At 38.5% G+C, this 24,835-nt stretch carries 27 protein-coding genes and 1 other annotated feature; of the genes, 11 read left to right on the top strand and 16 right to left on the bottom strand.

Annotation, left to right across the window (positions count from 1 at the left end; translation table 11 throughout):
• Positions 1–210 precede the first annotated feature (210 nt).
• Entirely contained in the window at positions 211–690 is a 480-nt protein-coding gene (locus MKX47_RS16395) for an HXXEE domain-containing protein (protein ID WP_445683617.1), read from the bottom strand.
• Between the two features lie 195 nt (positions 691–885).
• On the opposite strand from MKX47_RS16395, the gene MKX47_RS16390 reads away from it, so the two are divergent.
• Positions 886–1,266, top strand: a complete 381-nt coding sequence (locus MKX47_RS16390) for a DNA polymerase III subunit delta (RefSeq protein WP_340776343.1) — start codon at positions 886–888, stop codon at positions 1,264–1,266.
• A 48-nt stretch (positions 1,267–1,314) separates the two neighbouring features.
• Here the strand turns inward: MKX47_RS16390 and MKX47_RS16385 are convergent, their stop codons facing one another.
• Together MKX47_RS16385 and serA are read right to left on the bottom strand one after the other, a co-directional pair.
• On the bottom strand, positions 1,315–2,562 hold the full coding sequence (locus tag MKX47_RS16385) for a polysaccharide deacetylase family protein (RefSeq protein ID WP_340776340.1): 1,248 nt from the start codon (positions 2,560–2,562) through the stop codon (positions 1,315–1,317).
• A gap of 207 nt (positions 2,563–2,769) precedes the next feature.
• Positions 2,770–4,392: a phosphoglycerate dehydrogenase gene (gene serA / locus MKX47_RS16380; protein ID WP_340776336.1), complete on the bottom strand. Its 1,623-nt coding sequence runs from the start codon at positions 4,390–4,392 to the stop codon at positions 2,770–2,772.
• Positions 4,393–4,472: 80 nt separating this feature from the next.
• Positions 4,473–4,718: a binding site (T-box leader), on the bottom strand.
• A 397-nt stretch (positions 4,719–5,115) separates the two neighbouring features.
• Between serA and MKX47_RS16375 the strand changes: the two genes are divergently transcribed.
• The 3 genes from MKX47_RS16375 to MKX47_RS16365 all read left to right on the top strand — a co-directional run bounded on the left by MKX47_RS16375 (position 5,116) and on the right by MKX47_RS16365 (position 9,558).
• Positions 5,116–6,762, top strand: coding sequence for an FAD-binding dehydrogenase (locus MKX47_RS16375; RefSeq protein WP_340776333.1), 1,647 nt, complete (start codon positions 5,116–5,118; stop codon positions 6,760–6,762).
• Positions 6,763–6,822: 60 nt separating this feature from the next.
• Positions 6,823–7,602, top strand: coding sequence for an enoyl-CoA hydratase (locus tag MKX47_RS16370; RefSeq protein WP_340776330.1), 780 nt, complete (start codon positions 6,823–6,825; stop codon positions 7,600–7,602).
• 786 nt (positions 7,603–8,388) lie between these two features.
• Positions 8,389–9,558, top strand: coding sequence for a hypothetical protein (locus MKX47_RS16365; protein WP_340776327.1), 1,170 nt, complete (start codon positions 8,389–8,391; stop codon positions 9,556–9,558).
• A 57-nt stretch (positions 9,559–9,615) separates the two neighbouring features.
• On the opposite strand, the gene MKX47_RS16360 is transcribed toward MKX47_RS16365, so the two are convergent.
• Positions 9,616–9,801 (bottom strand): YhzD family protein, encoded by a 186-nt coding sequence (locus tag MKX47_RS16360; protein WP_340776324.1) that lies wholly within the window; start codon positions 9,799–9,801, stop codon positions 9,616–9,618.
• Positions 9,802–9,996: 195 nt separating this feature from the next.
• Between MKX47_RS16360 and yhaM the strand changes: the two genes are divergently transcribed.
• Complete coding sequence (yhaM, locus tag MKX47_RS16355; protein ID WP_340776322.1) at positions 9,997–10,932, top strand: 3'-5' exoribonuclease YhaM; 936 nt, start codon at positions 9,997–9,999, stop codon at positions 10,930–10,932.
• Between the two features lie 38 nt (positions 10,933–10,970).
• Here the strand turns inward: yhaM and MKX47_RS16350 are convergent, their stop codons facing one another.
• The gene (locus tag MKX47_RS16350; RefSeq protein WP_340776320.1) at positions 10,971–12,221 is read right to left on the bottom strand and encodes an MFS transporter; all 1,251 of its coding nucleotides are present in this window, start codon (positions 12,219–12,221) and stop codon (positions 10,971–10,973) included.
• A 71-nt stretch (positions 12,222–12,292) separates the two neighbouring features.
• Positions 12,293–13,390: a 3-phosphoserine/phosphohydroxythreonine transaminase gene (gene serC / locus MKX47_RS16345; RefSeq protein ID WP_340776317.1), complete on the bottom strand. Its 1,098-nt coding sequence runs from the start codon at positions 13,388–13,390 to the stop codon at positions 12,293–12,295.
• 306 nt (positions 13,391–13,696) lie between these two features.
• Here serC and MKX47_RS16340 point away from each other — a divergent pair, with 306 nt between their 5' ends.
• Positions 13,697–14,467 (top strand): formate/nitrite transporter family protein, encoded by a 771-nt coding sequence (locus MKX47_RS16340; RefSeq protein ID WP_340776315.1) that lies wholly within the window; start codon positions 13,697–13,699, stop codon positions 14,465–14,467.
• Between the two features lie 111 nt (positions 14,468–14,578).
• Positions 14,579–14,914 carry a zinc ribbon domain-containing protein YjdM gene (locus MKX47_RS16335; RefSeq protein ID WP_340776312.1) on the top strand — a complete coding sequence of 112 codons (336 nt, stop codon included), beginning with the start codon at positions 14,579–14,581 and terminating at the stop codon, positions 14,912–14,914.
• A gap of 47 nt (positions 14,915–14,961) precedes the next feature.
• On the opposite strand, the gene MKX47_RS16330 is transcribed toward MKX47_RS16335, so the two are convergent.
• Positions 14,962–15,816: a peptidylprolyl isomerase gene (locus MKX47_RS16330; RefSeq protein WP_340776309.1), complete on the bottom strand. Its 855-nt coding sequence runs from the start codon at positions 15,814–15,816 to the stop codon at positions 14,962–14,964.
• 141 nt (positions 15,817–15,957) lie between these two features.
• On the opposite strand from MKX47_RS16330, the gene MKX47_RS16325 reads away from it, so the two are divergent.
• Positions 15,958–16,062, top strand: coding sequence for a YjcZ family sporulation protein (locus tag MKX47_RS16325; RefSeq protein ID WP_340776306.1), 105 nt, complete (start codon positions 15,958–15,960; stop codon positions 16,060–16,062).
• Between the two features lie 96 nt (positions 16,063–16,158).
• Here MKX47_RS16325 and MKX47_RS16320 read toward each other — a convergent pair whose 3' ends face one another.
• The 5 genes from MKX47_RS16320 to MKX47_RS16300 all read right to left on the bottom strand — a co-directional run bounded on the left by MKX47_RS16320 (position 16,159) and on the right by MKX47_RS16300 (position 18,816).
• Positions 16,159–16,344 (bottom strand): hypothetical protein, encoded by a 186-nt coding sequence (locus MKX47_RS16320; RefSeq protein ID WP_340776304.1) that lies wholly within the window; start codon positions 16,342–16,344, stop codon positions 16,159–16,161.
• Positions 16,345–16,372: 28 nt separating this feature from the next.
• Complete coding sequence (locus MKX47_RS16315; protein ID WP_340776301.1) at positions 16,373–16,915, bottom strand: DUF3267 domain-containing protein; 543 nt, start codon at positions 16,913–16,915, stop codon at positions 16,373–16,375.
• 192 nt (positions 16,916–17,107) lie between these two features.
• Entirely contained in the window at positions 17,108–17,680 is a 573-nt protein-coding gene (locus MKX47_RS16310) for an HTH-type transcriptional regulator Hpr (protein WP_340777853.1), read from the bottom strand.
• A 184-nt stretch (positions 17,681–17,864) separates the two neighbouring features.
• Positions 17,865–18,233, bottom strand: coding sequence for a YtxH domain-containing protein (locus MKX47_RS16305; protein ID WP_340776299.1), 369 nt, complete (start codon positions 18,231–18,233; stop codon positions 17,865–17,867).
• Positions 18,234–18,360: 127 nt separating this feature from the next.
• On the bottom strand, positions 18,361–18,816 hold the full coding sequence (locus tag MKX47_RS16300; protein WP_340776297.1) for an HIT family protein: 456 nt from the start codon (positions 18,814–18,816) through the stop codon (positions 18,361–18,363).
• 133 nt (positions 18,817–18,949) lie between these two features.
• Between MKX47_RS16300 and MKX47_RS16295 the strand changes: the two genes are divergently transcribed.
• Positions 18,950–19,699: an ABC transporter ATP-binding protein gene (locus tag MKX47_RS16295; protein ID WP_340776296.1), complete on the top strand. Its 750-nt coding sequence runs from the start codon at positions 18,950–18,952 to the stop codon at positions 19,697–19,699.
• The gene (locus MKX47_RS16290; RefSeq protein ID WP_340776295.1) at positions 19,683–20,861 is read left to right on the top strand and encodes an ABC transporter permease; all 1,179 of its coding nucleotides are present in this window, start codon (positions 19,683–19,685) and stop codon (positions 20,859–20,861) included. The genes MKX47_RS16295 and MKX47_RS16290 overlap by 17 nt, the downstream gene beginning before the upstream one ends.
• Positions 20,862–20,884: 23 nt before the next feature.
• Here the strand turns inward: MKX47_RS16290 and MKX47_RS16285 are convergent, their stop codons facing one another.
• The 4 genes from MKX47_RS16285 to MKX47_RS16270 form a co-directional block, all read right to left on the bottom strand.
• Complete coding sequence (locus MKX47_RS16285; protein ID WP_340776293.1) at positions 20,885–21,736, bottom strand: flagellin N-terminal helical domain-containing protein; 852 nt, start codon at positions 21,734–21,736, stop codon at positions 20,885–20,887.
• A 60-nt stretch (positions 21,737–21,796) separates the two neighbouring features.
• Positions 21,797–22,324: a chromate transporter gene (locus tag MKX47_RS16280; protein ID WP_340776290.1), complete on the bottom strand. Its 528-nt coding sequence runs from the start codon at positions 22,322–22,324 to the stop codon at positions 21,797–21,799.
• Complete coding sequence (locus MKX47_RS16275; protein ID WP_340776287.1) at positions 22,321–22,875, bottom strand: chromate transporter; 555 nt, start codon at positions 22,873–22,875, stop codon at positions 22,321–22,323. The genes MKX47_RS16280 and MKX47_RS16275 overlap by 4 nt, the downstream gene beginning before the upstream one ends.
• 116 nt (positions 22,876–22,991) lie before the next feature.
• Positions 22,992–23,498 (bottom strand): Target of RNAIII-activating protein, encoded by a 507-nt coding sequence (locus tag MKX47_RS16270; protein WP_340776285.1) that lies wholly within the window; start codon positions 23,496–23,498, stop codon positions 22,992–22,994.
• 216 nt (positions 23,499–23,714) lie between these two features.
• On the opposite strand from MKX47_RS16270, the gene hemE reads away from it, so the two are divergent.
• Complete coding sequence (gene hemE, locus MKX47_RS16265; RefSeq protein WP_340776283.1) at positions 23,715–24,767, top strand: uroporphyrinogen decarboxylase; 1,053 nt, start codon at positions 23,715–23,717, stop codon at positions 24,765–24,767.
• Positions 24,768–24,835: the final 68 nt, after the last annotated feature.

Genomic DNA, 24,835 nt, shown 5'->3' with positions numbered 1-24,835 from the left:
AAATATAAAAATAGCAAATTTACGTACTAGATTAATATTAAGATTCATTGAATTATCTCCTTACAGTTTTTTTGAAGAACGACCAGTAAGCAAATACCTACCATAGAGATTGTGGTTTTCTCTTAATAATGCTACTTCAATATTAACAGTATATTTTATCTATATTAAGAAAAGAAAGTTCCCAAAGCGATAGTGAGAACGTCCTGTACGCTAATAAATGAACATAATATTTGAAATCTTGAATAGTACAGGAATGAGCAACAGTAATATCCCACCGACCATAACAGTTGAAAGGAATATATGTTTAAGCTTGATATGACCCTTCTTATGTAATTGATAAAGAATGTATGTATTAATTGGGACGATCAGCAGTAATCCTGTAATAAGCCCAGGTGCATAGGCTTGCATAATAATCGTTGAAAGCAAGTGGGGAAAAAACGTATTGAAAATCATGGAGCCTAAAAATCCTGTAAAAGTATATTTGGCTAGCTGACTGTGTGAAAATTGACCAAAGAAAAAGGCTGTTAAATAAGCCAATGCTGTAATGATAAGTACAGCGAAGTGAAACTCAGTCGATGTTACAGGCTGTTGAATAGCATAGGATGATTGAGTCCAATTAGGTAACCAAATTGCTTCCTCAATATTATGCACTGTAATTGCAAAGCAAAAAAATAAGGCATATTGGTTCAGCGAAATTCGTTCTTCTAAATTATTAGACATGGAATTCCTCCATTTTTGATTTCTACCAGATTAATTCGATAGTCCCCTTTATTTTACCAGTATAAGGCATTGTATCAATTAACTTTTCAATAAAACAAAAATAAAGAATTTTCTAAAAATTTATGTTATACTAACATTATGAAACAGATGAAAGAGGTTATGAGTATGGTAAACAATGTAGCATGTAGCTGTGAAAACTGTGGACGTACAACAGAATATGTTCAAATTGATTTGATAACGATTCAGCATCACAGTGCGCAGCTATGCTTGGCATGTGCTCATGTTTTATCATTTCCTCAGCAGCAAGCCCGTTTTTTCAAGCTTGTTCGGCAAAAAAAGATTCAGCACTCCAATTCTGAAATGCAGCAGGCGCATCGACTCATATCCCGAATGATCGGGGTTGGTTCAGTGCTCGCGGCAGTTGCTGTAATGGCGGTTGGGGTTACACAGGGCTTTGATATAAACGCGCTTGTTCCAAACCCAATTGATTCAGCTCAGTCAGTGGAAGCGTCCTTAACATTTTTACACCTAAAATCTTTACAATAAAAAGCTCCACATCCAAGCTCGTATTGCTTGAATGTGGAGCTTTGTTTTTTATTTAGTAGTTAATTCTGAAACGGTCACAAATTCATAGCCTTGCTTTTGCAACATAGCTAAAATGGAATCCAGTGCATCGGCTGTCTCTTGGTGAATATCATGCATGAGCACAATGCTGCCATTTTTCGCATTTTTTTGCACGGCAGCTAATGTTTTTTGCGGATTATGATGCTTCCAATCAAGTGTATCAATAGACCAAAGAACATTAGGTACATTTAGTTGATTGACGATACTTTTATTATAGGCACCATATGGCGGGCGAAAAACCGTAGCATTATGTCCGATGGCAGCCTTAATCACGGCATCTGTAGAATCGATTTGTAATTTGGCATTTCGAAGCGACAATGTTGTGAGTTTTTTATGATTGAATGTATGATTACCGATTTCGTGACCTGCATTTGCCACGTCTTTCAACACTTGTGGATACTTTTTTACCTCACAGCCAACAACGAAGAAGGTAGCTTTGGCCTCATATTTTTTTAATATTTTTAAAATCTGTGGTGTTACCTTAGGATGCGGTCCGTCATCGAAGGTAAGGGCAATTTTCTTTGACGTTGCAGGCGGCTTTGGCTGAGTAGGCTTAGCTTCACTGATAGCCAAACTGCTTGCTAATACATAACCAGAAGCTTGATCGGTTTCAATAAATGCCCAGCCATTAAAATTCGTTAACACCGTCACTTCCGTTTTAGCAGGCAATTCACCGATTTTTACACCTGAAGCACCAGCCGTTGAACGCACAATGACAGAAGGATCTTTGACAACTCTTTGTCGGGCATTTTGCTGAACGAACACATTATTATACACATAGCCCGCTAAATGACCATAACGGACAAAGACAAATTGTGGCGAATCAATCTCATAAACTTCGACAATGCTATTCGAATATAAATGACCAAGCGAATCACTTTGTGGGGAATCTGTCATACGCACAAGAGGCTCGTTTTTTGAATTGATGAGCAAATGCTTAGGCTTTGCGGTAATTAACTGCTCTGTTGGTATAGAGCCAGTGAATGTTTTGTATTGAACCTCAGACCAACCATCTTCCTCGAATAACACAATAACGGGTGAATTTTCAGGGATGATCATGACAGGTTCTTGCAATGGATCATCATAAAGTTCACTTTCAATGGATGTAAATTTAATCGTTATAGGATCTTCGGTTGCTGCGTATGTATAATGAGGCATGATCAAATAAGTAAGGCCTGCACATAGCAACATTGTAAGCAGGAAAAATACTCTTCTCATATGGAAAGCTCCTTTACTTGAAATGTCAGTCTTTGTTAAAAATGACTCTTTCCTTTAGTATACATTTCCTTTTCTAAAAACTGAAACAAACGACAGATAAATCCTTATTTAGAACTAGACCAGCTCCTATTGTATATGCGATGAACGTAAAAAGAATGAAAAAAACGGATAAGCATGGAAATAGGCTTATCCGTTTTCGAAATGAAATTATAGAGTAATGGCTTTTACTTCATCAATATTTTCAAGTTGTGCAACATAGATTAATTCTTCAGTTGTTACTTCATTATCAACAGCAAGCATCATAACTGCAGAACCACCAATTTGGTCGCGTCCTACTTGCATTGTCGCGATATTAATGTTTTTATCAGCTAATTTTGTAGCTACGCGGCCGATTGAACCTGGCTTGTCTTGGTTTTTGATGTATAGTAGGTGACCTTCAGGAATAACGTCTACTACGAAACCTTCCACTTTCACAATGCGAGCGCCAAGACCATTTAATAGCGTACCTGCAACTGTATGTTTTTCTGTTTCTGTAATGATTTCCACTGTAATTAAGTTCGTGAATCCTTTTGCAGTAGTTGTTTTGTGCTCGTTAATTTGCATACCAATGCGCTCTGCTAAATAACGTGCATTGACATCATTTACATGCGTGCCGTGATTTGTAGAAAGTAATCCTTTAATTGCATTGGCAGTTAATGGGCGAACATCAAAGTTAGCAACTTCTCCTGCATAAGAAATATTTAATTGTTGAATGCCCTCTTCTGTTACTTGGATTAAGAATTTACCAAGCTTTTCAGCAAGTGCAAAGAATGGCTCAACTTGTGCAAGCTTTTCTTTAGGAATTGAAGGCATGTTTACTGGGTTTGTAACTGTACCTGTTTTAAAGAATTTAATAATATCATTTGAAACGTCAACTGCAACTGATTCTTGTGCTTCTACTGTAGATGCACCTAAGTGAGGTGTTGCAATTACTTGTGGAAGTGTTAGTAATTTGTGGTCTGTTGCTGGCTCTTGTACGAATACGTCTAGTGCTGCACCAGCTACTTTACCTTCTACGATTGCGTCATATAAATCATCTTCATTAATGATACCACCACGTGCACAGTTAATAATGCGAACGCCGTCTTTCATAATGGCAAAGCGCGCTTTATTAATGATGTTGCGTGTTTCTGGTAGTAATGGTGTGTGTACTGTGATGAACTCAGCAGCTGCACATACTTCATCAACTGTTCCTTTTGTTACGCCAAGCTCTTTTGCGCGTTCTTCTGTTAAGAATGGGTCATAAGCGATGACGTTCATACGTTGACCTTTTGCACGGTATGCCACTTCAGCACCGATACGGCCCATACCAATAACGCCTAAAGTTTTATTTTTTAATTCCACACCAACGAAAGATTTGCGATCCCATTTACCGTTTTTAAGTGTATTAAATGCTTGTGGAATATGACGTGCTAAAGATGTCATCATTGCGATTGAATGTTCAGCAGCAGAGTTTGTGTTGCCATCTGGTGCGTTGACAACGATAATTCCGTGTTCTGTTGCAGCAGTTAAGTCGATGTTATCTACACCAACACCAGCACGCCCGATTAATTTTAAGTTTTTTGCTGCCTCGATTACTTCGCGTGTAACAGTTGTTTGAGAACGAACAAGTAGTACATCTACGTCAGCAATTTTTGCGATAAGCTCTTCTGGTGCAAGACCTGTATCAATAATTACATTTAAGTCTAATTCTGTTTCTTGACGTAATGGAAAAATTCCATCTTCACTAAGTGGATCCGCAATAAATACGTTAATTGTTTTAGTTGCTTGTTCGATAACTTTTGTTGCCATAATAAAATTCTCTCCCTTAATGGTTAACCCATTTTAATTAATAATGAAATAAAAAAGCCTTCCGTCCCTTACATGTCACTGTAAGGGGCGAAAGGCTAAAAATATCAGAATCGCGGTACCACCCTTATTCGTTGACGTAATATTCAGATAAATACTCGTACAACCTTATCCGTATGCGTAACGTGCATGGGACGGAATAACCTACTAATACATTTCAGTTATTCTATTCAAGAGTGGAACTTTATCGCCGTATATACTGGTTTACACCAACCACCAGCTCTCTTTGCTATACAAAACGAAAAGCATGTCTCTATCGCAATAGTTTGTCGTAATTAAATTTGATTACATCATAAACCCGATTGTTCACCTTTGTCAACGGGATATTCGGATTTTCTGAAATTTACTTCATTTCCATCTACGTATAAACAACAAAAACCGAACTATAAATAAAATAAATCATTTAATATTCGTCTTTGCGATTTTTGATGTAAGCGCTAACGATGTTGGTCTGATGCTATTTGATTGAATTTACTGATAATAACACAAGTGAAATTCTCTCATAGAAATTCGTTTTCATTTTTGTGACATAATTTTGTCACAAAATAATTTTGATGAATCCTTTTATTTATTGCCAATAAGAAGGGGAAATATGAGTGAGCACGAAATTTAAATTAGATTCAGCATTTATCACATATGTTATGGAAAATAAAGGGGGCCTTTTGTATGCGTTATGATGTCATTATCATCGGAGCTGGGCTTGCGGGTCTAGTCGCTGCTTGTGAATTATTGGAGGCAAATAAAAAAGTATTACTTGTCGATCAGGAGCCTGAAAATTCCATTGGTGGGCAAGCATTTTGGTCTTTTGGTGGATTATTCCTAGTTGATTCAGCTGAGCAGAGAAGACTTGGCATTAAAGATAGTAAGGTGTTAGCTTGGCAAGATTGGTGTGGTACGGCTGGATTTGATCGGTTAGAGGATGAGGATATTTGGGCTTATAAATGGGCTAAGGCCTATGTTGATTTTGCGGCTGGAGAAAAATATAGCTGGCTAAAATCAAAGGGCATAAATTTTTTCCCAGTAGTGGGGTGGGCAGAGCGTGGTGGCGCACTTGCTGGAGGACATGGCAATTCTGTTCCGCGCTTTCATATTGTTTGGGGAACGGGGCCGGGCTTAGTGGAGCCATTTGCGAAACAAGTATTACAAGCAGCAAGTGAAGGAAAAATCGATTATAAGCCGAGACATCAAGTGACCGAGCTGATAACAACAAACGGAGCTGTGTCGGGTATTCGAGGCAATCTATTAGAACCGGCTACAATCACACGTGGGGAAGAAAGCTCGCGTGTTGTAATTGATCATTTTGAATATTATGCAGAGGCCGTCGTCGTAGCAAGTGGTGGAATTGGAGCCAATATCGAATTAGTAAAGAAAAATTGGCCAGCACGACTGGGAGCGCCCCCTGAAAAGATGGTATCTGGTGTACCAGCCTATGTCGATGGAAAAATGCTTGACATTACGGAGCAAATTGGCGGGCGCATCGTTAATCGTGACCGAATGTGGCATTACACAGAAGGTTTAAAAAACTGGAATCCCATTTGGCCAAATCATGGCATTCGCATCTTACCAGGACCATCCTCCATGTGGTTGGATGCGCGAGGCAATCGTTTTACTGCACCGAATTTCCCAGGCTTTGATACGCTTAGTACCCTTGAGGCCATTCAAAAAACAGGTTATGACTATTCGTGGTTTCTTTTAACTGAAAAAATAATCGAAAAGGAATTTGCTTTATCAGGTTCTGAACAAAATACGGATTTAACAAATAAAAGCATCAAAGAAGTGTTGAAACGCGTATTACCAGGTCCGCCAGCTGCGGTGCAAGCGTTCAAGGATCATGGAGAGGATTTTGTCGTCGCCGATAATTTGAAGGATTTAGTACGTGGCATGAATGAGTTAGTTGGAAGTGAGTTGCTCGATTTTATGCATATTAAGGAGCAAGTTTTGGCGCGGGACCGTGAAATTGAAAATAAATTTTCCAAAGATGCGCAAATTACAGCAATTCATGGTGCACGAAATTATATTGGGGATAAGCTAATTCGTGCTGCGAAGCCACATAAATTACTAGATGCAAAAGCGGGTCCTCTGATTGCTGTACGATTAAATATATTAACGCGCAAAACATTGGGTGGGCTGCAAACAAATTTAAACGGGCAAGTAATGGATGGGCAGGGAGAACCTATTACTGGGCTTTTTGCAGCGGGAGAAGTAAGTGGCTTTGGTGGTGGCGGTGTCCATGGCTACCGCTCTTTAGAAGGAACATTTCTAGGAGGCTGTCTGTTCACAGGGCTTCAAGTTGGAAAATTTTTGAGTAAATAAAGGAAAAATGCTACATGATGTCGAAATGAATGGTTATTCATAAAAAGGGGTGTATGAACAATGTATGAAACAATTCAATTAGAAGTAGCAGAGCGAAAAGCGACAGTGACGTTAAATCGTCCAAGCGCAATGAATGCCATGGATTTTACAATGATGCGCGAATTAGCAGATTGCTTTGAAGCGCTGCATCACGAAAAGGTTGTCCAAGTGCTTGTTATTAAAGGGGAAGGAAAGGTCTTTTCAGCTGGTGGCGATGTAAAGAGGATGCTGGCATCAGATGATTTTTCGGATTTCGGTACGGTGATGGAGGATATTGCACGTTTAGTAAAGGCCTATTATACGCTGCCGATGATTACGATTGCCCAAATACATGGTGCTTCGGCTGGATTAGGGTTTAGCTTGGCATTAGGGAGCGATTTTATAGTTGCCGAACAGTCAAGTAAGCTGGCGATGAACTTTATAGGAATTGGCTTAATTCCGGATGGAGCGGGCCATTTCTTCATGAAGGAGCGACTGGGTACGGTAAAGGCGAAACAGATGATTTGGGAGGGGAAAGTATTAGATGGTGAACAAGCATTAGCACTTGGCTTAATTGACTACAATGTAGCGGATGGTACAGCGAGTGTTGCGGTAGACCAAATTGTAGGGAAGTTATTAGCTGCACCGATTTTAGCAATGATTGAAACGAAGCGAATTTTGCATCATGCGAATTTAAGTACGCTGGAGCAAATTTTACAAGGCGAATCAGAAGGACAAGTAAAAATGCGTCAAACGAAGGATCATTTAGAAGGCATCCAAGCATTTGTAGCAAAGCGTGTCCCGCAATTTGTCGGACAATAAGTAGGAAAGGAGCTGTCCCAGAAATTACTCTCGGACGCTCCTTTTTTGTTGTTACTCAAAAAGAGTATTTCTTAATGCAAAAATTGGAATTAAGAGTGCTTATCTGCTAAATCATTTGTGCATTATTGGCGGTACAAATGATTGGATATCCCCAAGAGGGCACCTACTTCATTTCGCGTCACTTTGCTACAAAACTAAGTTTGGTTTATATTGCGAATGTTTCGAAAATTATTGGTGAATCTAGCGCAATAATTTTAATATCACCAACTTTAACCTAAAAAAGTTTTACCATAACACAATTATAGTAAATAATTTTATTCAAAGAGCTAAGCATTGAACAAAGCCACTCTATTGGTACAACGCCATATTTTATCCAGCACCGCCGCCTCGCGTTAGCGCTAGCGGTAGTATTGAGCGCTTTTCATTTTATTTGAACGCAACATTTTAGTTTGGCGGGCCTTGCATGCGGCATTAAAGACAGTAGTAAAGGGAATTTCTAAAACACTTTTTAGAAATTCTCTTTACGCCGAGGAGAGTGAAATCGCGATTTTACTCCCCGCAGAAGCAGGGTTCATGCTCCTGTCACAACGCTTTCGTCGCAGAAGTTAAAACCAATCCAGATTGCGATTGGTTTTAACTTTGCCGTAGCCCGCCAAAAAAAGAAAGCACACTGTACTTAATCCATTTATTGTTAGTGAATTTGCTCAATGTTGTTAAATAAAAATCTGTACAACCTCCCTCATTGCCATTATGATAATGGAGGACTTAATAACTGGAGGTAGCTTCGTGGAACCAATAGTGCTTTCTAAAAAACAGCGACAAGCATTGCTTAATGTCTATTGTCCAACTGTTGAACAAACGATTGCAATCTGTGAAGTGGAATTAAAGCAGCAAGATAAAGGGCAAATGAACTATTTAGAAGTACCATTTGAACAATTTGAACAGATTTCAGCGCATTTTAATCAAACGAATAATATAAAGCAAGGTGCATTTACCTATCAGCAGGTGCGACATATTGCAGAGGCGGGGAATGTCCATCATTTAACGATGGATGCACAAGGAAGTATTTATTTTACTGAAGAAACGATTGGCATGAGTACAGCCGTATCGTTTGCCCAAAGTAAATGGAACGGTGCAGAACGAGCAGAGGCTGTAGAGAATGCTGTTTTTACGGGTTTAATGATTGATGGTGAATTATTTGCCCAACAAGTAATAAAACAGCAAATTCAATTAGTAGATTTTATCGATGACATGGAATTAGACGCGGAAATTGTTGAGGCTATCCAAAAGAACGGTGAAAAAGTGGTCATTCAAAAAATGGCCAGCTCCGCAACGAAAAAAGCGAAATATAGTTCCATTGCGACAAAAAAAGCTTTTACATTATCGAATGGTAATATGGTGACCAATGCCATTGTAACGGATGTGATGGCGAACGTAGATATCGTACAGACGATAAAGGGCCATCTGTCACCGGCGCAGTTATTTAAACATGTCTCGAAAACAGCTACAGGCTTGGTAGGGAGTATTGCAGGCTTCATTATTGGCGGGGGAATTGGTTTTACTATTCCTAGTGTAAGTACAGCCGTCATTAGCTTAATTGGAGGTATTATTGGCCTTATTTTGGGGAGCGTTGTTACGACAAAGCTTGTGAAAAAGGCACTGGACTTTATAATTAAAGACGATGCCGTATGCATGCTCGAAATATTTAATGAAGCACTTGTTGATTTAGCACAGCAATATTTACTGAATGAACGAGAGCTGCAGCAAGTACTAAATGATTTTAATGAAATTTATAATATGCGGCAAGAATTGCGGAATATGTTTGCTTCGGATAATCGAGAAGCATTCGCGCGTGAAATGATTGAAAAGGAATTAGATCGTATTGTACGTCAGCGCATGTATTTGCAAGTACCAACGAATCAAGAGCTTTATGAAATGATTGTGCGATTAGTATAAAAGGGAATGTCCGAGAAGAATTTCTGGGACATTCCCTTTGATTTTATGCAAAGCAGTTTAAACGTGAAATAAAATTAATTTTCCTTGTGCATTTACTAAGCGATGTGTTTTTTCGGCAATTCCTTTTTCTTCAATTTGCTTTTGGCCCTCAACTTTTGCTGTTTGGTCATTATCAAAAGTCCAAACTTCATCGAATAAAGTCTCGCCTGTTTTTTCGAAAGCTGTGAAACGATAATTCTCCATATAAACCACCCTTTTTAAGCAATATATTTACATTATACATAAAATATTTTGACAATTCACGTACAACTCTATTTTTATTAGAAAATATTTGAAATATTGAAATGTTCATGAACAATTATCCAGTCTTTTAGTCGGAAACATTTGCATATACATGTTACAATTACTTGTAATAGAGTTATAAAGGAGTGATTGCTTGTGGATGGAATTACGAAACTTCAACCTGGAGATCAAGTCGATCAATATTTGTTAATTAAAGAGGCTAAAAAAGGAGTTACCACTGTAGGCAAGCCATTCATGTCGCTTGTGTTGCAAGATCGAAGTGGAGATATTGAGGCAAAGCTATGGGATACGAATGAAGAACACGAAAACCTATACCGTGCCCAAATCATCGTAAAAGTAGGTGGCGAAATTCATGATTATCGCGGTAAAAATCAACTGCGTGTGAAGCAAATTCGCCCCGCACGTGAAGATGAAGGGGTTACAATTAGTGATTTACTGCCAACATCAGCCGTGCCAAAAGAGCAACTATTTGAAGAGCTAACACAATATTTTTTCCAAATTCAAAATCCAAATATTTCACGTATTACACGTTTTTTAGTAAAAAAATATCAAGATCGGCTTATCATTTATCCAGCAGCAACAAAAAACCATCATGATTATGCATCAGGTTTAATTGACCATGTTGTTTCAATGCTGAAATTAAGCGAGGCGATTTGCAATTTATACCCAACATTAAACCGTGATCTATTATATGCGGGCGTTATTTTACATGATATTGGGAAAGTAATAGAGCTAAGCGGTCCAGTCGGCACAATGTATACGGTGGAGGGGAATTTACTCGGTCATATTTCCATTATGGTCAACGAAATCGGTCAAGCCGCAACAGAGTTAAAAATCGAGGGCGAAGAAGTAATGCTACTGCAACATTTAGTATTAGCACACCACGGAAAAGAAGAGTGGGGTAGCCCGAAAAAGCCAATGATTCAAGAGGCTGAAATTTTACATTACATCGACAATATCGATGCAAAAATGAATATGCTGACGCGTGCGCTTGATAAAACAAAGCCAGGCGAATTTACTGAACGTTTATTCCCATTAGATAATCGTTCGTTCTATAAGCCAACAATTTAAAAAAGGCATGGACCACCAAAGAAGTGGTTCATGCTTTTTTATGTAGTTGATGGATTCGGCTGTTTTTTAATAATGATGACAAATAAGCTTGCCAGTAAGCAGAAGCCACCTGCTAATAGGAATGCCATTTTATACGAGCCCATTACTTCGAATACCACGCCACCAAAATAAGCAGCAACTCCAGCGCCAACTTGATGAGCGGCAACCATCCAGCCGTACATCATGGCACTTTTTTCAATGCCAAAGCGTTGACGTGTTAAGCCAATTGTCGGTGGTACAGTCGCAATCCAGTCCAGCCCATAAAAAATAGCAAAAATCATTAACCATGTATACGAGCTACTGGCCAATGCAAATGGTAATGCTAGTAAGGACAGCCCACGTAATGAATAATACCAAAATAGTAACCAACGATTATCAAAACGGTCAGACAACCAACCAGAAAGTGTCGTGCCAATTAAATCGAAAACACCCATAAACGATAGCATGGCAGCGGCCGTTACGACTGGAATGCCAAAGCCAATACAATACGAAATAAAGTGCGTTCCGATCAGCCCACTTGTAGACAAGCCGCAAATAAAGAAGCTGCCTGCTAGTAGCCAAAACTCCTTTACCTTTAAGCCTTCTGCTAATGCACTTAATGCCATTTGAAATGGATTGCCGACATGTTTCGGCGTGTGTTCAATGACTTTATCTCTGCCATATGGGCCAATCTTTTTTTCACTCGGATAATTACGCATAAAGAGCGCAATAATTACAAGCATAAGCAAACTTAAAATAAAAATTAACAGAATGGCTGCTTGCCATGAATAATGCTCAATTAAAGCCGCAAGCACAGGTAGTAAAATGAGCTGCCCTGTTGCAGTAGCAGCTGTTAAAATACCGACAGCTAAGCCTCGTCGCTTATCAAACCAACGATTGGCTACCTGTGTACTTAATACGGTTAAAAATAATCCCGAACCAATCCCCATCATAACACCCCATATGAGAATCAGCTGCCACTCTTCCTGCATGATTGCCGTACAAGCAAGGGCAACGGATAAGAGGAACATGGAAATCAACATCATACGTTTTAATCCATATTTTTCAACAAATGCGGCCATAAATGGACCAGAGAATCCATATAAAAATAAACAAACAGCAAAGGCAAAGGAAATCGATGGGCGATTCCAACCGAAATCTTGCTCAAATGGGTCGATAAATACGCCGGCAGAGGAACGGATAATGCCAGCTACGATAATCGATGCAAACGTCACTGCTAATACAATCCAGCTATAATGCCATTTCTTCAAAATTTCACCTCCAAATGAGCGAGAAAAAATGCCCCCAAGTGTGCGGGGGCATTTTCTTTAAAGCGAATCAATTACTGATTATCTTGTTGGAATTTGACCATGAAATCAGCAAGTGCTTTACATGCTTCAACAGGTACCGAGTTGTAAGCAGATGCGCGGCAGCCACCAACTGAACGGTGACCGTTTAAGCCAACAAAGCCAGCCTCTTTTGCTTCAGCTAAGAATTTTTTCTCTAATTCTTCGTCAGCTACACGGAATGTAATGTTCATTAATGAACGAGAATCCTCTGTGGCATGACCATAGTAGAAGCCGTTTGAGCTGTCGATTACATCGTAAATGTAGGCGGCTTTTTCTTCGTTGCGTTTTTCGATTACATCTAATCCACCTTCTGCTTCGACCCATTTTAAAACTTCACCTAACATATAAATACCAAATGTTGGCGGTGTATTGTAAAGGGAATTGTTTTTTACATGTGTTGCGTATTGTAACATTGTTGGAATATTTGTGTTTGCTGTTTCCAAAAAGTCTTTGCGTGCAATCACGACTGTAACACCAGAAGGACCTAAGTTTTTCTGTGCACCAGCGTAAATCATAGCAAAATTACTTACATCTACTTTTTTCGATAAAATATCAGAACTCATATCAGCAATTAGCGGAATATCGCCTGTCATTGGGAATGTTTTCCACTGTGTACCGAAAATCGTATTATTTGAAGTTAAGTGAACATATGCTGCTTCTGGGTCGATGTTGATATCGGCTACAGCAGGAATGTTTTTATAATTGTTTTCTTTTGTGCTTGCTGCTTCAACAGGTGTTCCGAAAAGTTTTGCTTCTTTGAATGCTTTTTCAGACCAAGCACCTGTTTGGATGTAGCTTGCTTTTTTGCCTTCTTGTAAGAAATTCATCGGAATCATTGTGAATTGTAAGCTAGCGCCACCTTGTAAAAATAACACTTCATAGTTTTCAGGAATAGCAAAAAGCTTACGTAAGCGTGCAATGGCCTCATTGTGCACAGCCTCAAATGTTGCACTACGGTGACTAAGCTCCATCACTGACATACCTGTACCCTGGAAATTCACTAGCTCAGCTTGTGCTTTTTGTAATACTTCAAGTGGTAATGCAGATGGACCTGCGTTAAAGTTAAATGCGCGTTTTTCTGTAACTGTCAATGGAAACACTCCTTGTGTAAAGTTAAATAATCTCTATCTTGATAATATACTCTTTTGCGATAAATGTGGGAAAATTCACGAAATTATTTTTATAAAAAACATAAAAGAGCAGAACTAACAACAAATTCACGAATTTTTGTATTGAACGAAAATCGAATGTTCGGTTTTTGTGGATTATCATTCAAATTCGTACGGATTTTTTGTTTGAATGTTAAGAAAAACACAGAAATTTCACCTTTCATCAACATGTTAGGATTGAACTTGTTATAATTTAGAGGGATCTTGATTAGAAACGAGGTATTACTGTTGAATGAAACATTTCAAGCGATTGCAGCTGTAGCGCAAAAGAAAGTAACTGTCTTAAATCGCAGTGTTATTAGTTATGTAGTATTGGCCTTTTTCGGTGGATTATTTATTGGATTTGGAATGCTGACATTTATCGTTATTGGTGGAATGCTCACGCCTGCAGAAGTGCCATCTGTAAAAATTGTACAAGCCGCAGTGTTTGGAATCGCGCTGTGCATGGTCATGCTAGGGGGTGCCGATTTGTTTACGGGTAATAATTTAGTACTGACAATCGGTGCTTTAGAAAAACGTACATCATGGATGGATTTGACAAAAATATGGACTGTTGGCTATTGTGGTAATTTTGTCGGCGCATATGTTTGCGCATGGCTACTCGTAATGACTGGTTATGTTGTCGGGGATTTAGCTACCTATGTCGAAAATGTGACGCAACTCAAAACATCAGCCGAATTTAGCGAGCTCGTGTTTCGTGGTGTCTTTTGCAATATTTTAGTATGCATGGCCGTGTGGTGCTTCTATCGGGTAAAAAGCGAAATGGCAAAAATAGCATTGATTTTTTGCTGCATCTTTCCCTTTATATTAGGCGGTTTCGAGCATAGTATTGCCAATATGATGCTATTTTCAGTCGCATCAATGATTCCCGAGGGTGCTGTCTTTTCAATTAATCATTTTTTACATAATTTAATTCCCGTAACAATTGGTAATGCATTAGGGGGCGCATTATTAGGAGTTGCCCTTTGGTTAACGGAAACTGGAAATCGAGAATACTAATCATGAAAAACAGGTGAATTTTGTAGAAATTATGTGAATTATTGAGCTAAAGTTGTTTCTTGGCGAGAAGTATGCCAGTATGGAGAGGAATAAATACTGGAGGTATGTGAAATGGTATATCCAAAATGTCCACAATGCGGCTCTGAATATACATATGAGGATGGTGCAAATTTTGTATGTCCTGAATGTGCGCATGAATGGCCTCAAGTTGCTGAAGCTGTAGAAGAAGAGGGCTTAGTTGTACGAGATGCAAATGGCAACCTACTTGTTGACGGTGATACGGTAACTGTTGTGAAAGATTTAAAAGTTAAGGGGAGCTCCTCTACATTAAAAATTGGGACACGCGTAAAAAATATTCGTCTTGTAGAAGGCGATCACAATATTGACTGCAAGATCGATGGCTTTGGCGCAATGAAGCTAAAATCAGAGTTTGTAAAGAAAAATTAAAAAATGCGAAGTCCAGCTATTGGGACTTCGCATTTTTTACGTTCCATTTATTTTTCAGTAGAAGTCATACCATCAAAAGCATCTTTTAGGTCTTCGTCTTTAACTTCGACTTTAGATTCTTTGATTAACTCCGCCATTTTTGTATTCCAGTCGCCTTTTGTAGCAGCGATAGATTCACGAATTTCTTCTTTTTTCTCTTCAAGTGTACCGTAGTCTTTTACGTCACGCTTTTCTGAAACTTGAATGATGTGGTAACCAAAATCAGATTTTACAGGTTCGCTAATTTTATCAATTTCTAATTCATACGCTGCATCGTTGAATTCTTGAACCATTGTACCAACAGTGAACCAACCTAATTCGCCGCCTTTTTCAGCAGAGCCTGTGTCTACTGAATGTTCTTTCGCTAATTTCGCGAAATCTTCGCCAGCTTTAAGTTTTTCAACTAATTCTTTCGCTAATGCCTCGTCTTCAACTAAGATGTGACGCGCATTTAGTTCTTGAGAAGCTTGGTCATAGTACTTTTGAATTTCTTCATCTGTTACTTCAACATCGTTTGTTGCTTTTTGTTGTAATAAGCTGAAGCGGATGTTTGTTTTAAACATTTCTTCTGTTAAATTACTTTGAGCAAGTGCAGCATCGAAGCTTTCACCGTATTGCTCTTTAACAGCAGCAAATTCTTCGTCTACCTCTTTGTCTGTTACTTCATATTTGTCGTTTAAGATTTTTTCGATTACCACTTGTTGTAAAAGTTGGTCGCCGGCAATTTCTTTAATTGATTTATAAAACTCTTCTTGCGTGATGTTGCCTACACTTGTTGAAACGACTACTTCATCCCCTGGATTACTACATGCTGCTAAGCCTAGAGAAGCAGCAAATGTTAATGCTAAAAGTGTTTTTTTCATTTTAAATTACGCTCCTAACTGAACTTTAAATCACTAGTTACTATAACATAAACGTTTTAAAAACAAAATGGTTGCATATCAAGACTGCCTAAGTTATACAAAAACGCGTGCATAGGATAAAAGGAGAAAGGGGGTGAGTGTATGGGCGGCGGTGGCTACAATGGTGGCGGTTACGGTTCTGGCTTTGCGTTATTAGTCGTGTTATTCATCTTATTAATTATCGTTGGTGCAGCGTTTCTTTACTAATCAATAGGTGAGTGCTAGTGGCTATAACGAAAAAGGAGGCGTTCGGGAAAATTCTTTCTCGACGCCTCCTTTCAACATTAACAAAAACAGTAATCTTTAAATGGCTAGCAATACTTCTACATACATGGATACTAATAAAATGGTAATGAGTACATTTATAGTGCGGAAAATTTTAGGTTGTTTTTCTTCTGGAATTTCACGGCGCATACATAAGGCAGCCGTCATTCGATTAATTTGGAATAAGTATATTACTGAAAATAAGATGACGATAAGAAGTAACAAATTTATTCCTCCCCTCTAAACAAAAAAATTATAGATCAATCGGTACTAAAATTTCATAGCCTCTTGGTGTTTCCTCAATTATAGCATTGTTTGGAGCAGACTTTAAATTTTTGATATACAAAAAGTCCATTAAGCAAATACCACAATGGTAAGCAAGCAGCACACTAAAATAATGCGCAAATTCAGGCAAAAGGAAGCCCCCAATAATAAAAACCGTGTTCAGTACAATAAATGGTGTGATTAACGCAAAAATATATGCCCATTTCGGAATGCCATGCTGCAAGCGCATATGAATAATGGGAACGAAATGATACTGAATTTTGAAGCGAAAAACGAGCGATTTTTTGTAATGAAATAGCGCGACATAATGTAAATATTTATGAAGGGGGTAAATAACCGGTACAATTAAAAAGACTAACCATAAGTAGCGATCGATATGCTGCCCTTTGAAATTAAAGCTAAACGCAATGTATGAAAAGCAAAATACGAGAACGAACAGGATGATTGCTAGTAAATAAAGTCTTGTCGTTCCGTACTCGCGTTCGATGTTAATGGTTTTCCAACAGTGCACAAATATCCTCCTATATAGGCATGTCCGATTGATGCTAGACAGCCCCATACTATATTTTTTCAAGAAAATAGAAATATACAGCACAATTTAAGTGGTAATGCTGTATTTTATTTGAATACCTATACTTTTTTATACACTAAAAAAGAAATGTCTTCAAATTTTAGTTGAGGACATTTCTTGTGAATAAGCTGATTATAATGAAGATGCAGGTGCAGTAGTAATTTTTTTGCCTGATTCATCGATTGTTTCTTTAAAGTTATAAAAAGAGCGCTCAAAGATTTCGATAAAGTCATCCCCGTAAATGTTACGAATGACTGCCATGACATCTAAAAATTCAGGGAAGCGACCATATAGTTCTTTTAAAGGAAGCGCACCTTGTAAAATGGTATGTTCGGTATCGTGATAATGATCATACATACGCAAAATGAGCTCAGAGCCTGCTGGTGTTAGCTCTACGTATGTATTACGCTTATCTTCATCGCGCTTGGAGAAAGTGAGTAATCCACGTTCTTCTAACTTTTTAGAAAAGTTAAATGCAGTAGATACATGCATGACGCCAAATTTAGCTACATCTGAAATCGAGGCGCCTTTTAAGTGGTACGAAATCCATAAAATATGATGCTCATTAATATTTAAATCAAAAGGCTTGATCCAAGTCTGCCAATCTTTTTCGATAGCTTTCCATAGCGCTTTTGATAATTGAGCCACTCTTTGGCTAAATAGCATAGCCTCTCGTTGTGAGTATAAATCTTCTGTCAAAGCAATCACCTTCTTCTTTCATTTATCATTTTGAAAATATTATAGCAATAAAAGAAAAAAGTTTAAAGTTAGAAAAATCGAATAATTAAATGTTGGTTTAAAATTACTAAAAAATGATATTTTTGGATTAAAATCGATGTTTTTTTATGGGTATGTTAGTTCAAAGGTATTATGAATGAACCGATATTCATTATTTGTTATTTTTGCTTTGAGGTATAATTTTCTCGATTTCATCAATAGAATTCTGTAAATTCTCAATTTCTTGTTTTAATATTTTTGCTTCTGGCTCGATTTCTGCTTTAAATGTCGTGAAATTATCCTTCAATTCATTTATTATACTAGGCATATTATTCTGTGCTTCGGATTTTAGTGTGAGGATAGATTGTTTTACATGATCCATTTCAACTTGTACATCCTGTAATTTTGATTTTGCTCTAGCTGTGTTTCGTGCAATATTTTGGCGAAGCTGTTCGCCTGATTGTGGAGCTGAAAATAATACAGCGATCGCACCACCTACTAATCCAGTTGTTAACCCTAAAAGAAATGATTTTGCTTTCATCTAAATAACGTCCTTTCAAAAGTGTTGTGAATACACTTATTTCCATCTTGTAATTATCGTAAACTTCAAGGTCTTCATTTTGAAAAAAGCGGTACTAAAAGTGTTTGCTTTTTGTACCGCTCGATCATTATAGATTTGCTTTAATATGGGCTGAAATTTCTGTAAGTACTTCCGTAGGGAATTCTGCTTGACGACTGTTCCATTCAACTTTTAAGCCATCTGTTTCATCGTAGCGTGGTACAAGATGCAAATGATAGTGGAACACCGTTTGACCCGCTTCTGCACCATTGTTGTTAATCGTATTCATACCTACTGGATTGAATGCTGCTTTAATCGCATTCGCTACTTTTGGTGCAGCCGCATATAGATTGCGTGCAACATCCTCTGGCATTTCAAAAAGATCCTTGCAATGTGTTTTTGGAATTAATAAAGTATGGCCTTTTGTTAAGGGCATAATGTCCATAAATGCATATACATGCTCGTCCTCATATACTTTTAGGCTTGGAATTTCGCCCGCGATAATTTTGCAAAATAAGCAATCACTCATTTTTATTCGCTCCTTTTTCGTGATATTTTCTTTCATTCTAACATAGAAAATATGGAAAACTACCGGATATAATGGAAAAATTCCGTTTTGTCTGTATCAAATAGATACATTCGGTGTTCAACTTCACAAGCTTTTGATAAACTAAAATTTAGAAAAAGGAGTGACCACGGTGACGATTTTACAACTACAAAATGTAACAGGTGGGTATACGAAAAAACCTGTAATTCAAGATCTATCATTTGAAATTAATAAAGGTGAGCTTGTTGGCTTGATTGGACTAAATGGGGCAGGGAAAAGTACAACGATTAAGCATATTATCGGAACACTTTTACCGCGCACAGGTGAAATTCGTCTAAACGGTGTAACGTTAAAAGAGGATATGGATCAATACCGTTCAAGTTTTTCGTATATTCCTGAAACACCGGTATTATATGAAGAATTGACATTAAAAGAGCATTTAGAGTTAACAGCAATGGCCTATGGATTAGATGAAAAAACATTAGCAGCACGTTCTGAAAGCCTATTAAAAGAATTTCGGATGGAAAAGCGCTTAAACTGGTTCCCGTCACACTTCTCAAAAGGGATGCGCCAAAAGGTCATGATTATGTGCGCGTTTTTAGTGAATCCGAGTTTGTATATTATTGATGAACCATTTGTAGGGCTAGACCCACTTGGAATTCAATCCTTACTCGATCAAATGGATGCAAAAAAACGAGCGGGCGCTTCCATTTTAATGTCGACCCATATTTTATCGACGGCGGAAAAGCATTGTGACCGCATTATTTTATTACATGAGGGGCGTGTACGTGCACAGGGAACGATGGCTGATTTACGACAAGCCTTTAACATGCCAACTGCGACATTAGATGACTTGTACATTGCGATGACGAAGGAGCAGGACAATGAACAACATGCATAGTGTTTGGACAAAGCGCTTTGAGCATTATATCGGTGAAGTGATGAAATACATGCGTTTCGTCTTTACTGGTCATATTGCGATTGTGCTTGTCTTTATTGTTGGGGCAGGGGGCTATCAATATAGTGAGTGGTTAAAAGTGGTAGCGCGAGATTTTCCAGCAGAGTGGCTGATTGCGGTGCTTGTTGGGGGAATCGTGGCATTTAGTCGCCCGGTAACCTTATTACGTGAGCCAGACCAAGTGTACCTCCTTCCGCTTGAAAGTCAGATGATGGGCTACTTTAAAAAGGCAATGAATTGGACGTTTTGGTCGCAAGTGCTTGTGCCCGTAGTGTTATTTATTGTTTCGATTCCACTGCTTAAAGCGGTGACGGATTTGTCGGTACTATCTATTTGGCTGACCGTATTATTTGTTGCGATTTTAAAATGGCTGAATGTGCGTGCGGAATTTTATTATCGTTTTGTTAATCGTGGCAACGCGGTGCTGCTGGATCGTTTTGTACGTGCGGTTGTAACGATTTTAGGCATTCAGATGTCATTAGCGGATGGCTTTATTGCTGCAGTATTTTTAGTCATGCTGGCGTATTATATTTTCGTACTTATGAAGAAAACGGTGAATAATCCTGTACCTTATGAGCATTTCATTAAGCTAGAGCAAAATCGGATGATGGGCTTTTATCGCTTTGCCAATTATTTTACGGATGTACCGCATTTAAAAGGCTCGGTCAAGCGTCGTGCATGGTTAGATGCTGCGTATAAAACGATTGCTTTCAAAAAGGACAATACACAGGCTTATTTAGTGTATCGCACATTTATTCGTACGGATGACCATTTTTATTTATGGGTGCGTTTAACGGCTATTGCAGGGGGGATTGCGCTATTTATTTCCATTCCATTTGTGACATGGGTTGTTGTGGCGGCAATGGCCTTTGCGACGACATTGCAATTGAAATATGCGCTTATGAATGCCGGGGAGTTCCGCATGGACATGCTCTACCCAATTGCGCGCGATACAAGAAAGCAGGCGGTGGCGAAATTACTGCGTCAATTAAGCGTTGTACAAGCAATCATCGTGATGCTATGCGCGGTCATGCAGCCACAATTCTATATCATTCCAATCGTTATGATTGTTGTGAGTGAGGTAACATTACGGATGTCAAAATAAAAGATGGGGTTTTAGCGAATTCGCTAGCCCCATCTTTTTTTCGGCGTTAAGCCAGAGTTTAGTAAGTCTAATATTGAAAATGCCTGTTGCATATGCAGTCGCATCGCATATTGTGTAGCCTGCATTAAAATGCTGGCCTTAGTGAAATTCATCATTTCCTTTGCGATATCTGCATCACGAATGCGAGATTCAGCAGCTGTTAAATTTTCAGAGGTGTTCATCGTCACATTATAGGCATGCTCTAATCGATTTTGATAGGCACCTAAGCGAGCGCGCTCCATCGATGTTTGACTTAATGATTTGTCTAATTGGCTAAGTGATTTTTCGGCATCGTCTCTTGTAGAAATGGACAAAGTATCCAAGCCTAAAGAGAAGCTACTTACTTCCCCAATTAATACTTCCATATTTTGTCCGCTATTAGCACCGACCTGAATTTTTAATCCGTTATCCTTATAATCCCCATTTAATAATGTACGGGTATTGAATTCTGTATCGGTAGAGATGCGGGTAATTTCCTTTTTTAGCTCTTGGAATTCAATATCGAGCAGCTTGCGATCATCATCAGTTAATGTATCGTTGCTCGCCTGTACAGACAGCTCACGCATACGTTGAATGATGGCATGTGTTTCATTTAAGGCGCCTTCAGCTGTTTGAATGAGCGAAATACCATCTTGAATATTTTTACCTGCCATATTTAAGCCACGGATTTGTGCGCGCATTTTTTCAGAAATGGCGAGTCCTGCCGCATCGTCAGCAGCACTATTAATCCGGTAGCCTGTAGAAATACGATACAGCGCTTTATTCATCGCATTATACTGACGATTATAGTTATTATAGATTGCCAGTCCAGCACTGCTCCAGCCTCCAATACGCATATTGCTTCCCTCCATCTAACATACTTAATAGTTATATCGGTGGGGTGCTACCATTATTTACTATAAAAATAAGCCGCCTATGATAAGCCCCGCTAAAATCACGAATGCCGGGTGAATTTTCATCTTTTCTAATGCAAGATAGCTCGCGATAACAAGTAATAATGTCGGAATCCAATTAATTTGCTCGTAGGATGTTTGTAAAAAATCAACTGTTAATGACAGCATGAGTACGGCGATGGCAGGTAAAACAAAGCTTGATAAGCGTTTTACACGCGGTGAGTTACGATGCTTATACAATAGATTAAGCAAGAGCAGCATCAATGCTAGTGATGGTGCGATTGTTGCAAATAAGGCAACTGTGCTTCCTAAAATCCCGGCCACTTCATAGCCAATATAGCCTGCCATTTTTGTCGCAATAGGTCCGGGTAATGAATTGGCAAGAGCTAGCAATTCACTAAATTCGGTTTTAGAGAGCCACTCATATTTATCCACGACTTCATGCTCAATTAATGGAATTGCAGAAGGGCCGCCACCGTAAGCTAAAATATTCGGAAAGAAAAAGGCGATAAATAAATGGAAGTAAGTCATGATTCTTGACCACCTTTAACCGGCAATGCTAAGGCAAGCACTAATAATATGAAAATAACAATGCCCGGATGAATATTTAATAGAATAATGGCGATAAAGCTTACGCTAAAAATAAGGGTCGCTATTTTGATACCTAGGGAAGTCTTCGATTTTTTTATAAAATCATAAGTTAACACACCCATCATCACAGCCACAATTGGAATAACGCCATTGGTCATGCCATTAACAAATTTTGAATCCTGAAAATACTTTAATGTATCCAATAATAAAATGATGAGTAATAAAGTTGGGAAAACGGTTGCAACGAGGGCAGTGATAAGACCAAGCCAACCACCAACTCGGTAGCCAATATAGCCCGCCATTTTAGTCGCGATAGGTCCTGGTAATGTATTCCCGATTGATATCACATCTGCAAATTCTTCATCTGTCATCCAACCGTATGTTTTGACGACTTCTTTATGTACGAGTGGAATTGTTGTAGGACCTCCACCAAAACCTAAAATCCCAGAACGAAAAAAGGCGATAAATATATGTAATTGGTTAGCTAACATAATCTCCTCCATCTGAATTGTGTATGAATCAATACAAAAGCTGCGAGTTAAAACCTAACGACCGCAGCTTTATGAAAAGGAATGATTCATTTTATTCGATAAATTTTATCTAAGCATTATTCTTTAGGTGGTGCGCTATATGTCGTAATATAGGAAGAAGCGTTGAACATCGATTGAAGAGCGGCTGATTTGCCCTCAAAAATAGGTGCAAATTGCTCGATATAGATGGGGCTATTTTTCCAAACTTCATAGGATGCTGGTCCACCCCATTGAATGATGAACAAATACGTTTCTTCCTTTATAGGACGTAATAAGCGATAGGCGATGACAGCGTCGTTTGAGTTCAGTAGTGAAATGAGATCGAGTGCTTTTTTCTCGAAAACATGGCGCTCATCTGACATAATAGGCATATTGTAAAATGTGAAATAGCCCTTTTGTTCAAACTGTCCTTTTTGACCAATCACCTCGAATTTTCTTGGGACGGCAAAAATGGATTTTTTATCGCTTTCATGTAAAACGACTGAATTCCCATTACCGTGAAGCAAAATTAAAGGTTGCTGCGCGTTTTTTTCGATTAACTTCTCCATATAATCTGGTGTACCAGATGTTACATAAAAATTCATAGATATAGACCTCCTTTATTCTATTATTTCCATTTATAAAGCTGTTCAAGCCTTTTGTCAAAAAGTTCAGTGTTGAGAAGGGGCAAATTTATGACATTTACTTAAGAAATCTATACAAATTTATAGGAAAAGTTTATAGTCGATAATGGATATCAATGACGTTTTTAATGATTGGCAAAATCAAAAAATTATATTTGATAAGGAGTATAATCAAACATGACGAAATTTAATGATACATTATTACGTGCAGCTCGTGGTGAACAAGTAGAGCATACGCCGGTTTGGTTTATGCGCCAGGCAGGACGTTCGCAGCCTGAGTATCGAGAAATTAAAGAAAAATATTCATTAGAACAAATTACAATGCAGCCGGAATTATGTGCGTATGTTACACGTTTACCGGTTGAACAATATAATGTGGATGCGGCAATTCTTTATAAAGACATTGTAACACCACTACCTGGAATTGGAATTGATGTAAAAATTAAAGCAGGTGTAGGGCCAGTCATTTCTAACCCGATTCGCTCGGCTGCAGATGTTGACAAGCTAGGCGAGTTCAATGCGAAAGAGCATACACCCTTTGTACTTGAAACAATCAAAATGTTAACGCAAGAGCAATTAAATGTGCCATTAATCGGTTTTGGAGGCGCACCTTTTACATTAGCTAGCTATATGATTGAAGGTGGTCCAAGTCGTAACTACGCGAAGACAAAATCCTTTATGGTATCACAGCCACAAGCTTGGTTTAAATTAATGGACAAGCTTGCAGACATGATTATTGCAGATATTACAGCACAAGTAGAAGCTGGTGCAAAGGCCATCCAAATTTTTGATTCTTGGGTTGGCGCATTAAATGTCGAAGATTACCGTATTTTCATCAAGCCTATTATGACACGCATTTTTGGCGAATTACGTGCACTTAATGTACCGTTAATTCAATTTGGAGTGGGTGCATCTCATTTAGTCAATGAATGGCATGAGCTACCAATCGATGTTGTCGGATTAGACTGGCGTTTACCGATTCATGAAGCTGAGGCACGCGGTGTCACAAAAGCAGTGCAAGGGAACTTAGATCCGACCTTATTATTAGCAGATTGGTCTGTTATTGAAGCACGTGCTAAAGAGATTGTTGACCAAGGCTTAGCACATAAGGGTGGTCATATTTTCAACTTAGGTCACGGAGTATTCCCAGAAGTAGAGCCAGCTGTATTAAAACGTTTAACGACTTTCGTTCATGAGTATAGTCATGAACAAATTACCAAGCGCGGATAAGGGGAATTTTTGATCGATGGGAGGTTCGTATCTTCCACCGAGAATGAGCTTTCATAAATCGGGCTTTT

Source organism: Solibacillus sp. FSL R7-0668, from assembly GCF_038006205.1.
Lineage (GTDB): Bacteria > Bacillota > Bacilli > Bacillales_A > Planococcaceae > Solibacillus.
The sequence above is the reverse complement of the archived record's forward strand: the minus strand, read 5'-3'. Positions and strand labels throughout refer to the sequence as shown.

Excerpts from the sequence above, each read along its gene's own strand:
- MKX47_RS16390 (WP_340776343.1), top strand. The coding sequence starts at position 886 with ATGGTAAACAATGTAGCATGTAGCTGTGAAAACTGTGGACGTACAACA.
- MKX47_RS16385 (WP_340776340.1), bottom strand. The coding sequence starts at position 2,562 with ATGAGAAGAGTATTTTTCCTGCTTACAATGTTGCTATGTGCAGGCCTT.
- serA (WP_340776336.1), bottom strand. The coding sequence starts at position 4,392 with ATGGCAACAAAAGTTATCGAACAAGCAACTAAAACAATTAACGTATTT.
- MKX47_RS16375 (WP_340776333.1), top strand. The coding sequence starts at position 5,116 with ATGCGTTATGATGTCATTATCATCGGAGCTGGGCTTGCGGGTCTAGTC.
- MKX47_RS16370 (WP_340776330.1), top strand. The coding sequence starts at position 6,823 with ATGTATGAAACAATTCAATTAGAAGTAGCAGAGCGAAAAGCGACAGTG.
- MKX47_RS16360 (WP_340776324.1), bottom strand. The coding sequence starts at position 9,801 with ATGGAGAATTATCGTTTCACAGCTTTCGAAAAAACAGGCGAGACTTTA.
- MKX47_RS16335 (WP_340776312.1), top strand. The coding sequence starts at position 14,579 with ATGGTATATCCAAAATGTCCACAATGCGGCTCTGAATATACATATGAG.
- MKX47_RS16330 (WP_340776309.1), bottom strand. The coding sequence starts at position 15,816 with ATGAAAAAAACACTTTTAGCATTAACATTTGCTGCTTCTCTAGGCTTA.
- MKX47_RS16325 (WP_340776306.1), top strand. The coding sequence starts at position 15,958 with ATGGGCGGCGGTGGCTACAATGGTGGCGGTTACGGTTCTGGCTTTGCG.
- MKX47_RS16305 (WP_340776299.1), bottom strand. The coding sequence starts at position 18,233 with ATGAAAGCAAAATCATTTCTTTTAGGGTTAACAACTGGATTAGTAGGT.
- MKX47_RS16300 (WP_340776297.1), bottom strand. The coding sequence starts at position 18,816 with ATGAAAGAAAATATCACGAAAAAGGAGCGAATAAAAATGAGTGATTGC.
- MKX47_RS16290 (WP_340776295.1), top strand. The coding sequence starts at position 19,683 with ATGAACAACATGCATAGTGTTTGGACAAAGCGCTTTGAGCATTATATC.
- MKX47_RS16285 (WP_340776293.1), bottom strand. The coding sequence starts at position 21,736 with ATGCGTATTGGAGGCTGGAGCAGTGCTGGACTGGCAATCTATAATAAC.
- MKX47_RS16280 (WP_340776290.1), bottom strand. The coding sequence starts at position 22,324 with ATGACTTACTTCCATTTATTTATCGCCTTTTTCTTTCCGAATATTTTA.
- MKX47_RS16275 (WP_340776287.1), bottom strand. The coding sequence starts at position 22,875 with ATGTTAGCTAACCAATTACATATATTTATCGCCTTTTTTCGTTCTGGG.
- MKX47_RS16270 (WP_340776285.1), bottom strand. The coding sequence starts at position 23,498 with ATGAATTTTTATGTAACATCTGGTACACCAGATTATATGGAGAAGTTA.
- hemE (WP_340776283.1), top strand. The coding sequence starts at position 23,715 with ATGACGAAATTTAATGATACATTATTACGTGCAGCTCGTGGTGAACAA.